Origin of the sequence: Paenibacillus methanolicus (genome assembly GCF_008124765.1) — a bacterium.
Taxonomy (GTDB): domain Bacteria; phylum Bacillota; class Bacilli; order Paenibacillales; family Paenibacillaceae; genus Paenibacillus_Z; species Paenibacillus_Z methanolicus.
The window spans coordinates 1-1,350 of sequence record NZ_VNHS01000034.1; the positions used below are offsets into that span (position 1 = coordinate 1).

Below are 1,350 nucleotides of genomic sequence, written 5' to 3' on the forward strand. Positions count from 1 at the left end.
GGGTCTGTAAAGCTTTTTGTGTAAACCCTCTTGAAGTAAAAAAGCTAACGTAAATAATGACCGATACGGTCGGGGAAAAAGACGGAGAGCTGGAGGAGCATTTGGCCCCAGTTTTGCACACGCCCTGTCCATTTACGAGTAACATCCATCGTCGCTAAGTAGAGCATTTTCAGCAGCGCTTCGTCGCTTGGGAAAATGCTTTTTCCTTTGGTGACCTTGCGTAGCTGACGATGGTAGCTCTCAATCATGTTCGTCGTGTAGATCAGTTTACGGATTTCCGGCGGGTATTTAAAGAATGTGGAGAGCTCCGCCCAATTGTTACGCCAGGAACGCACAATGAGAGGGTATTTGCTGCCCCAGGTGACTTCAAAGCGGTCCAACTCCAACAAGGCTGCTTCTTCCGTAACCGCTTTGTAGATCGGCTTTAGATCAGCGGTAACCTTCTTCAGGTCCTTGTACGAGACGTAACGCGTCGAATTGCGGATCTGGTGGATGATGCACTTCTGAATCTCCGTGTTTGGATAGCAGGCGGAAATGGCCTGAGAGAAGCCCGTCAGGTTATCCACACAGGTGATGAGGATGTCTTGAACGCCGCGGTTACGCAGGTCGTTCAGCACGCTGAGCCAGAATTTTGAGGACTCGTTCTCCCCAATCCACATGCCCAACACGTCCTTGTTGCCGTCTAGGTCGATGCCAATGACCATGTACGCCGCCTTGTTCACAATGGCTCCGTCTTGCTTCACTTTGTAATGAATGGCGTCCATGAAGACGACCGCGTAAATGCCCTGCAGCGGCCGATTCTGCCATTCTTTGATGAGGGGTACAATCTTGTTCGTCACGTTCGAGATCATTGTTGGCGAGACGTCAATGCCGTACAGCTGATTCAGGTGGTCCTGGATATCCCGTGTGCTGACACCCTTGGCGTACATAGCGATGATCTGGTCCTCAATGCCGGTCACGGTGGACTGATGCTTCTTCACGATGACGGGCTCGAACTCGCCGTTACGGTCGCGTGGGACGCTAATCTCGACGTCTCCGTACTCGCTCGTTACGGTCTTCTTGCTCTTGCCGTTACGGCTGTTAGATGTCGTTTTGCTCTTCACGTCGTGCTTCTCGTAGCCCAGTTCCGTGTCCAATTCCGCCTCCAGCATCGATTGCAGCGTCTCTGCAAACAGCTCTTTCAGTGCGGATTGCACATCGTCCATCGTCTTGAGGTTATTCTCCTTCACAAACGCCTTTACTTGTTCCTTACTGAATCTCGCCATTGGTGCCATCCTCTCAAACCAACCTTTCTCTCATTGTAATCTAAATTCGGTTTGAGAGTTTACACAGAATATTTTACAGACTCTT

1 protein-coding gene is annotated in these 1,350 nt (G+C 50.5%); it reads right to left on the reverse strand.

The annotated features are described in order from the left end of the window. Window positions 1-44: 44 nt before the first annotated feature. Window positions 45-1,265 carry an IS256 family transposase gene (locus BCM02_RS35065; protein WP_148933753.1) on the reverse strand — a complete coding sequence of 407 codons (1,221 nt, stop codon included), beginning with the start codon at window positions 1,263-1,265 and terminating at the stop codon, window positions 45-47. Between the last annotated feature and the right edge of the window lie 85 nt (window positions 1,266-1,350).